This is a genomic window from Ideonella sp., assembly GCF_041287625.1.
Lineage (GTDB): Bacteria > Pseudomonadota > Gammaproteobacteria > Burkholderiales > Burkholderiaceae_C > Ideonella.
The window spans coordinates 59,099-67,893 of sequence record NZ_JBGGNH010000052.1; the positions used below are offsets into that span (position 1 = coordinate 59,099).

The window sequence follows — 8,795 nt, forward strand, 5'->3', positions numbered from 1 at the left end:
ATGAGCACTTTGCACAACATTGCAAGCCGCCGCGCCAGCCTGACCCCCGAGCAGCAGGCCAGGCTGGCCGCGCAGCTCGCCGCAGGCCTGCGTGGTGATGCTGCGCCGGTGGCCGCCGGCATTCCGGCGCTGCAGCTGGCGCGTGCGCCGCTGTCGCATGCCCAGCAGCGGCAATGGTTCCTGTGGCAGCTGGACCCGCAGGCCACCACCGCGCACATGGCCGAAGTGCTGCGCCTGCAAGGCGTGCTGGACGCGGCGGCGGTGCGCGAGGCGTTCCAGTCCCTGGTGGCCCGGCACGCTTCGCTGCGCACCGTGTTCGAGGCAGGTGAAGACGGCTTGGCGCAACAGGTGATCCAGCCCGAGATGGCGATTGAGGTGCCCCTGATCGACCATCTCGGCGAGGCGCCCGATGCCGCATGCGTGCAGGCCACGCTGCAGCGCCTGCTGCTCACGCCTTACGACCTGGCGCGCGGCCCGCTGCTGCGTGTGGCGCTGGTTCGCCTGGGGCCAGAGGATCACCTGTTGGTGCTGGGCATGCACCACATCGTGTCAGACGGCTGGTCCATGCAGCTGCTGCTGCGCGAGTTTGGCCAGCTGTACGCGGGGCAGGGCGCGCTGCCGGCTTTGCCCATCGCTTATGCCGACTACGCCGCCTGGCAAACCCGCTGGCTGGCCGACGGTGAAACCGCGCGCCAGCTGGCCTACTGGCGCCAGCAGCTCGGCAGCGAACACCCGGTGCTGCAACTGCCGGCGGACCATGCGCGCCGCGCGGAAGCTGCCCACCGGCTGGCCCGCCTGGAACACCCGCTGCCACCCGCGCTGGTGCAGGGCTTGCGCCGCCTGGCGCAGCAGCAGGGCGGCACGCTGTTCATGGCCTTGCTGGCCGGGCTGCAGGCACTGCTCTACCGCTACACCGGCCAGCGCGACATCCGCATTGGCGTGCCCATCGCGAACCGGCACCGCGCGCAGACCGAGGGCCTGGTGGGCCTGTTCGTCAACACCCAGGTGCTGCGCAGCCAGCTGGACGGCAGGATGCGCCTGCACCGGCTGTTCGCCCAGGTGCGTGAAGCCGCGCTGGGCGCGCAGGCGCACCAGGACCTGCCGTTCGAGCAACTGGTCGAGGCCTTGCAGCCCGAGCGCCAACTCGGCAGCAGCCCGCTGTGCCAGGTGATGTTCAACCATCTGCGCGCTGACGGCAGCGCCCGCCCCACGCTGCCGGGTCTGACCGTGCAGCCGCTGGACCTGGCGCTGGACAAGCCGGCCCAGTTCGAGCTGAGCGTCACCGCGGTCGAAGACGCAAACGGCGGCCTGCGGCTGGACTTCGGCTACCCGCAAGAGCTGTTCGAGCGCGCCACCATCGCCCGGCTGGCCGAGCATGCCGAAGCGGTGCTGCGCGCCTTGGCCGAGGCACCCGAAAGCCGCCTCGCCGAGCTGCCGCTGCCGCATGTTGACGAACAGGCCTGGCAAGCTGCCGCCCACAACCCGCGCCGCTTCGCCGATGCGCCGCCGCTGCACACGCTGTTCGCCCGCCAGGCCGCAGCCACGCCAGAGGCCATCGCGCTGCGCTGCGCCGGCCGCAGCCTGCGCTACGCCGAGCTGGAAGCCCACGCCAACCGGCTGGCCCATGCGCTGGTCGCCCGCGGCGCCGGCCCCGAAACACTGGTGGCCATTGCCTTGCCACGGTCCATCGAGATGGTCGTGGGCCTGCTCGCGATCCTGAAGACCGGCGCCGCCTACCTGCCGCTGGACCCTGGCCTGCCGCCTGAGCGCCTGGCGCTGATGCTGCGCGACAGCGGCGCCAAGCTGCTGCTGGCCGCCCAGCCGGCGCCACCGGGCGCGAACCTGCCTGTCTTGATGCTGCAGGACCTGGAACTCACGCACGGTCCCGCTCAAGTGCCTGTCGCGCCGGTGCATGCCGAGCAGCTCGCCTATGTGCTCTACACCTCCGGCTCCACCGGCCGGCCCAAGGGCGTGATGGTGCGGCACCACGCGCTGTCGCACTTCCTGCTCAGCATGCGCGACGAGGCGCCAGGCCTGGGTCCGCAGGATGTGGTGCTGGCGCTGACCGCGCTGTCCTTCGACATTGCCGCGCTGGAACTCTGGCTGCCGCTGATCAGCGGCGCGCAGCTCGTGCTGGCCGATGCCGACACCTTGGGCGATGGCCGCGCGCTGGCGCAGCTGGTGGACGCGAGCGGCGCCACCGTGGTCCAGGCCACGCCTTCGGGCTGGCGCCTGCTGCTGGCCGCCGGCTGGCCCGCGAGTGGCCAGGCCAGGGTGAAAGCCTTGTGCGGCGGCGAGGCGCTGCCGCCGGATTTGGTCGCTTCGCTGCAGGCGCTGGGCGTGTCGCTGTGGAACCTCTACGGCCCCACCGAAACGACGATCTGGTCCAGCGCCGAGGCCGTGCCGCCGGGCGGCGAACCTGGCATCGGCCGCGCCATTGCCGGCACCAGGCTGCACGTCCTGGACGCGGACCTGCAGCCCGTGCCGCTGGGCGCCGCCGGCGAGCTGTACATCGGCGGCGTCGGCCTGGCCCGCGGCTACCTGCAGCGCCCCGGCCTCAGCGCCGAGCGTTTCATCGCCGATCCTTTTGGCCACGACGGCGCGCGCCTCTACCGCACCGGCGACCTGGTGCGCGCCAGCGCCGATGGCCGGCTGGCCTACCTCGGCCGCAGCGACCACCAAGTCAAGCTGCGCGGCTTCCGCATCGAGCTGGGCGAGATCGAAGCCCAGCTGCTGGCCCAGCCCGGTGTGCGCGCCGCAGTGGTCATGGCCCGCACAGGCCCCACCGGCCTGCGCCTGGTGGCCTACATCGCGCAGGGCGGCGAGCCGCTGGACGACGCGATGCTTCGCGCGGCCCTGGCCCGCGTGCTGCCCGAATACATGCTGCCCTCGGCCCTGGTGCAACTCGCCGCGCTGCCGCTGAACACCAACGGCAAGGTCGACCGCCACGCCTTGCCTGAACCCGGCGCTGCGCTGGACGCCGCTGCCCACGAGGCACCCGAAGGCGACACCGAACAGGCGCTGGCCACGCTCTGGCAAAACCTGCTGGGCCGGCCCCGCGTGGGCCGTCGCGACCACTTCTTCTCCCTGGGCGGCCACTCGCTGCTGGCCGTGCAACTCGTCGCACGCCTGCAGCAGGCCGGTCATGCTGACTTGGCGCTGAAGGACGTGTTCCGGCTGCCGGTGCTGCAAGACCTGGCTGCGCACCTGGATGGCCTGCGAACTGCGGCGAAAACGCAAGGACGAGATGCCGATCAGGCGCTGGCCGCGATGGATGCGTTTTTGGACAGTCTGGCTTGAACGGCTGCGTCAAAGGCGGGTGTTGCTTCGTGGAAATGACGCGAGTCAACGGCGCGCCTTGAGCCAAAAAGTGGATTGCCGACAGCTTCAGGCTGAATGCGGCCGGTCACCCGTCTGCGCGTAAATGACAGCTGCCAGAAACCTTCAGCTTCGAAGAACTACTTTTGCCGATACCGGACGCTGGGCGACTGGCGGCACGAGCGATCGCGATTGGTCTAAATCAGACGTCAGTCTCCACCTTGAGTGCAGGCGGGCTAACTACGCACCGCCACGACTCGGAGTTAGGGTTGGCGATTGAACGCCGACTCTGCCTTACTCAAGGCACTGACCATCTGCTTGGCTCCATCACCGCCCGCCACTCCGCACAGAGGCCGTCCCGACTTTGACACTGCCAAAGTCGCGAAAGCCGCTGCGGAGCGCGGCGCTCGGGAATGCGCCATACGTACGAAAATGGGCGTCGATGAGTACTCCAGAAGACCAACGTTGGGAGCAGACGCGCGCCGGAGCACGTGCTGGCCGCGGCTTCCGCTATCAGGATGCTGCCGCAGCCTTCCTACTTGTGGAGCAATGGAATCGGGGCACTACCGCCGAACTCGTGCCTGAAGGTCTGGACGACCTGGCCCTGTTCGTTGACGGAGTAGAGACCCGGATCCAGGCGAAGTCCATGCACGATCCGAAAGGCATGTTTCGCGCTTTGCAACTCGCCGAGTACCTGGCGAAGACTGCGGCCCTACTGTCGCAGGAAGAGTGGGTTCAGGGCAGTGTGCGTATCGCTGTGATCCTTGAGCGCGCTGTCATCGGCCTGGAGGCCAAAGGATGGGAGGTGCCTCTGTCGTCGTACGAGGATGTTGCTGTAGTCCGTCAGGCCCTGGACGCGCTGCCTCCCTCGGCGAGAAGCTTCACAGTGGAGCAGTTGCTTGAGCGTTCATTTCTCCTGGTCGAGAGCACTCCAATTGAGTGCTGCGTTCAGCTCCTCACCGAAAAGCAAGGCGCGCCCGCCTTCGCCTGCAGGCTCGTGGCACAACAACTTCGCGTGGACGCCGGCCGCTGCTCTGATGAGAACTATTCTGCGAAGGCATCCAACGCCGCAAACGTAACGACTGCCGACGTGGCTGGGGCAATGGAGCGCGTTCTCCTCGCCACTCAGGAAGGCGGACTGCAGCGCGCCATCCAGGACGGCATCTGTGAAATCGTCGACTTCTCCGTCAGGGTTCATGACGAAGCGTTCTACGCAGGCGTGAACGTAGTAGCTGGCCATGTCGCGGCCGGCCTGGTGTTCGAGCGTCCAGCCGTCACTGAGCAGGTCGAGACCGCTGTCGAAAGCGGAAGAGCGACCCTCATCGCCGGCCAATCAGGCAGCGGAAAGTCGGCCAGCGCATGGCTGTATGCGAACTCTACGCGGCACGATGTGATCTGGTACAGAGTTGCGAGACTCGCGTCGGATGAGTCCGCTCTTTTGCTACGTCTTGCGAGGGCCAATGAGGCGAGTCGGACTCGCAGGGTCGGATTCATCCTGGACGACGTAGGCAGAAACTTCGCCGACACCTGGGACGAGGTGGTCCGCATGGCCGGGGAGTCTGAAGGCGTCATCCTGATTGGCACGATTCGAGAAGAAGACCTCGATCTCCTATCTGACCTTCGGAGCACCACGGTCGTCAGGCCACAGCTGGACGAAGAACTCGCGACTCGGCTTTTCACTCAGTTGCCATCGCCTGAGGCGCGTCGCTTTCATCACTGGCGCGAACCATTCGAAGAGAGCAAGGGGCTGCTACTCGAATTCACGCACCTAGTGACCCAAGGGCAAAGGCTCGAAGCGGTGCTTCGCGACCAGTTGCGCCAGCGCGTCAAGGAGGCTCGTGACGATGAGCTATTGATCTTGCAGGCGGTCTCATTCGCCTCACGCTTCTCCGCAGCTATCGACAAGGAGCGTCTACGCGAAAAGACTGGCCTGACCCCAATCGCATTTGCCAGAGCTCTAAACCGCTTGGTTCAAGAGCACGCCGTCGCGTTAGTGGGCGACGACTCCATCGGCGGGCTCCATGAAATCAGGTCACGGCATCTGGACATCCTGCTTCGGGAGATAACACATCAGACTGAGCTATCCTCTCTGCACCTTGCTCTGACGTGTATCAGATTCAAGGATCTCGCCAGCTTTATTGCCAGTCTTTATCGCGAGCTACCCACAGTTCATGACGCCGTAGTACAAGACTTGGCCTCCTTGCTCCCAGGCTCCAAGATTGAGGCTTGGACTGCGGCGTTTCACGGCTTGGGATTGGTCACCTGCGATCTCGTCGGCAAGGCCTGGATGGAGATCTGCAAGGACGAGAAGATCGACGAACGCTTCGCGCACACGGTATTCGGGCTCACTATAGCGAATGCGAACCTGGAAGGGATGGACTTTTGGGAGAGGATTCGCGGTGCGATGAGCCGCTTCTCGGGCATCGGCATACCGGACAAGCGATTGCAGTTGTCAATGCAGCTCTCCAGCTCACCGCCACCTCCCCCCTGGAGTTTGCAACAGGCGGTCGAACTCGCAGCTGCACTAATGCCCCTACATGGCACAACGCAACCGCCGGCCACCCCCCAGTGGCTGGTGAGCACCCCTTTCAGCGAGCCCGCATCGGCTTCACAGGTGCTTGGCTTCATCAGCGTGCTGCGCGAGTTGAGCGAGCAACTTGCAGCGGAAGCTCTCACAACCCAGGGCGGCTCGGCTCACCTACTCGAGAGATTGCACAGTGATACCGCTTGGCTGACGAAGCCCACCCTTGAAGACAATGGCGAAGGTGTATCCGTCATCCGGGCCAACATCCGCCTGGTGAACGACACAGTCCAGTCTAATCTGCACGAACGCGCGGTTTCAATCTGCGACATGCTCATTGCCGCCGAGCCGGTCGCGCAAGCGGCCGCTGTCTCCGCAGTGCTCGGAGATGGCAGCGTTCTGAAGATAGGTGACTATCCGGTGGCTGACGTCCGATTAGACCGCAGCCGCATAGTCGTTCCGGCGCGGGTGGCTTGGAACCGGGCACAGCTTCGCAGCGTTCAGCAGGTTCAGGAGACGGACGGGGAAACGGCTCGCGCCAATAGCCTGGCGACAGCGCTTAGCGAGACGCTTTCGAATTTGCGCCGTGCCGCAGAGTGCTTCTGTCGCTTGGAGCCAGCACCCTCGAAGCTGCATGCGCTTGCTTCCATCCGACAGCTTCTTACAGGAATGATCCTCCCTGGTCGCGTTCGCTCGTCCGTCTCCGGAGTTCTGGACCAAGGAAGTTACGACACTTCAGATACCGTCGCCGATGTGGTGCAGGGAATCCAGGAAATCACAACAGACCTCGTGTCAGGGAAGGTCGAGCGACCTCTGCTAAAGGCGATCAACACGATAAAGATCTCAAACAAGATGCGTGCGGTGGCCTCTTCTGAGCTTTGGCGGTACACAGACCTGGCGAGCGATGTCGACTTCGAGGGTGCCGCACAGTTGCTCAAAGAGATTTCCTACGTGCTGGCGGATATGCACACGTGCCCCACCGAGTCGCACTCAAGTAGAGCCGCGCTATCGAAGCGGTCACGCAAGCACTCAGCTCTTGGCGCCGCTAGTGCTCTGGCCCTCTCCCGTGGTCAAGGCCTGATTGAGGCGCGTCGTCGAGAGCTCGAAGTCCAGTTTCGAGGAGCTGAGCCAGGATGTGTGGTGGTGGCCCGCAATGACCCGTTTGATCACCTGTGGCCTCCCGCATCGTTTGCCATTCTTTTGCCGTGCAACGAAATCGTCGAGTTTTTTCAAGCGATCGAGCGCTTTGCGAGCGAGCACACCTGGGACGGCCCTTACCTCCGCGTAGCGGCTCCTTTGTTACGCGGGAAGGTCGCCGCTCGGTTTGCCATGGGCGGAGTTTCGACTGTCTTTCCCCAATTCGAGTTCACGAAAGAATGGCAAGCGCTGCTTCAGTATCCTCTGCTCGATGACGTTGCGACTGCGGCATTCGACAGAATCCTTGGCGACTGCACCAGTATTTCTGCGGTGATGACGGGTCTTGACCGGGACCTGAACTCCGAGGAAGCGGACTACCTCAACGAACTCGTGGCACCGCTTGCAGGTCGTGTGGGGAGTTTTCTGACGCTCAGGAAGGGCGACGACGATGAAGTGATAGTGGCCACGGGCACGTTTCTCGCCGAGTGTGCGCAGAAGGCGATTAGCCAGGTCCAAGAGAACGGCGCCGGCCCGTCCATTGCACAGGACCAAGCCTCCCTCTTTCGCAACGAGATCACTGATGCGAACGCGCAAGTGTTGGGATACAGGCTGATGCTCGCAGATTGGGACGCTGCCTCCCAGCCAGTACAAGCAAACTAGAGATGAACGGATCCACTTCTCCCGTGCTCGCGCTTCGGTACAACATCCTCAGTGCATTTGAGAAAGCCAACGAGAGCTTCCAGGCACGGCTGCAAGCCGCCGTAGAGCAGGGCCGCATCAGCCCTGAGATCGAGCTCGATGAGCGACCAGGGATTCCGGTTGCGCCGAAGATTTCGCGCGAAAGCCGGGATTCAGCTCCCGAAATCCGGCTGCAGGTCACCTATCTGGAGATTCTTTGGGCGTTCATCTATGCCTGGATGATCTTGTACGAGGAGGGTGTACACAAACCACTGTTGCGAGGAGAGTCACCGGCACAGATTGATGACCGTACGCCGCTTTTGAGTCGCGCGCGTGAGTTGTTCGAATGGGCGTTCGGTTTACGCGCCTCGCATACCCCATGGCCCGCGCATCTGCCGTCGCCGGAGAATTATCAAAGCAGTCAGGAGCGCTGGTACGGCGAAAAGGCGAATCTTGTCTTTCAGGAAGCCACCAGCTTCATGCTGGTTCACGAGTTCATTCACGCTGAACAGAGGCACCTCGACATCCGGGCTGCAAACCCTCCTAAAGAGGTGATTCTTGAACTTGAGAAGGATGCCGACAACGGGGCGTTTGAGGCATTGGTCAATCCCATGCTTGGTGACACAGAGAAGCTGTCACGAGGATGGGCAATTCTCGCGGCGCTTCTGAGCTCATACTTGGTGAAGGGCGAAAGCACAGCCAAGCAACCGACAACGCACCTGCCGCTGCATCACCGGCTGGAGCATATGCTTCGCGGCCTGAACTTCGAAGGCGAAGCTGAGCGTGCCTACTTCGAGTATCTGATTTCCTTGGTGCTGCGGCACATTCTGCATAAGGATCTGGACGCACAAAGTCCATTCATTTTTGACACCGCCGCTGACGCCCTGACCGATAAACTGGATCGCCTCGATGGATTGAAACCACAAGCCTGATGCGCCCCCGGTGAGGACCAGCACGTGCCTTCGGCTTTCGCGGCAGGCGTTCTACCGACGCTTGCCGCGTGTGAAGACTACCGAGGTTGCCCTCACGACTGGAGACTTTACTTACGACGATGCGGATGCGGATGCGGCACGCAGGAGGGGGCCGTCTAAGGGGTACGGTTAAAGTCGTAGCCACGGATGGTGGCTTGCGCGGGCGCCAT

At 63.8% G+C, this 8,795-nt stretch carries 3 protein-coding genes; all 3 read left to right on the plus strand.

The genetic code is table 11. The annotated features are described in order from the left end of the window. The 3 genes from ACAH41_RS19485 to ACAH41_RS19495 all read left to right on the plus strand — a co-directional run bounded on the left by ACAH41_RS19485 (position 1) and on the right by ACAH41_RS19495 (position 8,586). Positions 1 to 3,300: an amino acid adenylation domain-containing protein gene (locus tag ACAH41_RS19485; RefSeq protein WP_325651671.1), complete on the plus strand. Its 3,300-nt coding sequence runs from the start codon at positions 1 to 3 to the stop codon at positions 3,298 to 3,300. Positions 3,301 to 3,760: 460 nt separating this feature from the next. Next, positions 3,761 to 7,636: a hypothetical protein gene (locus tag ACAH41_RS19490; protein ID WP_325651669.1), complete on the plus strand. Its 3,876-nt coding sequence runs from the start codon at positions 3,761 to 3,763 to the stop codon at positions 7,634 to 7,636. A gap of 2 nt (positions 7,637 to 7,638) precedes the next feature. Further along, positions 7,639 to 8,586: a phage exclusion protein Lit family protein gene (locus tag ACAH41_RS19495; RefSeq protein ID WP_325651667.1), complete on the plus strand. Its 948-nt coding sequence runs from the start codon at positions 7,639 to 7,641 to the stop codon at positions 8,584 to 8,586. The last annotated feature ends 209 nt before the right edge of the window (positions 8,587 to 8,795 follow it).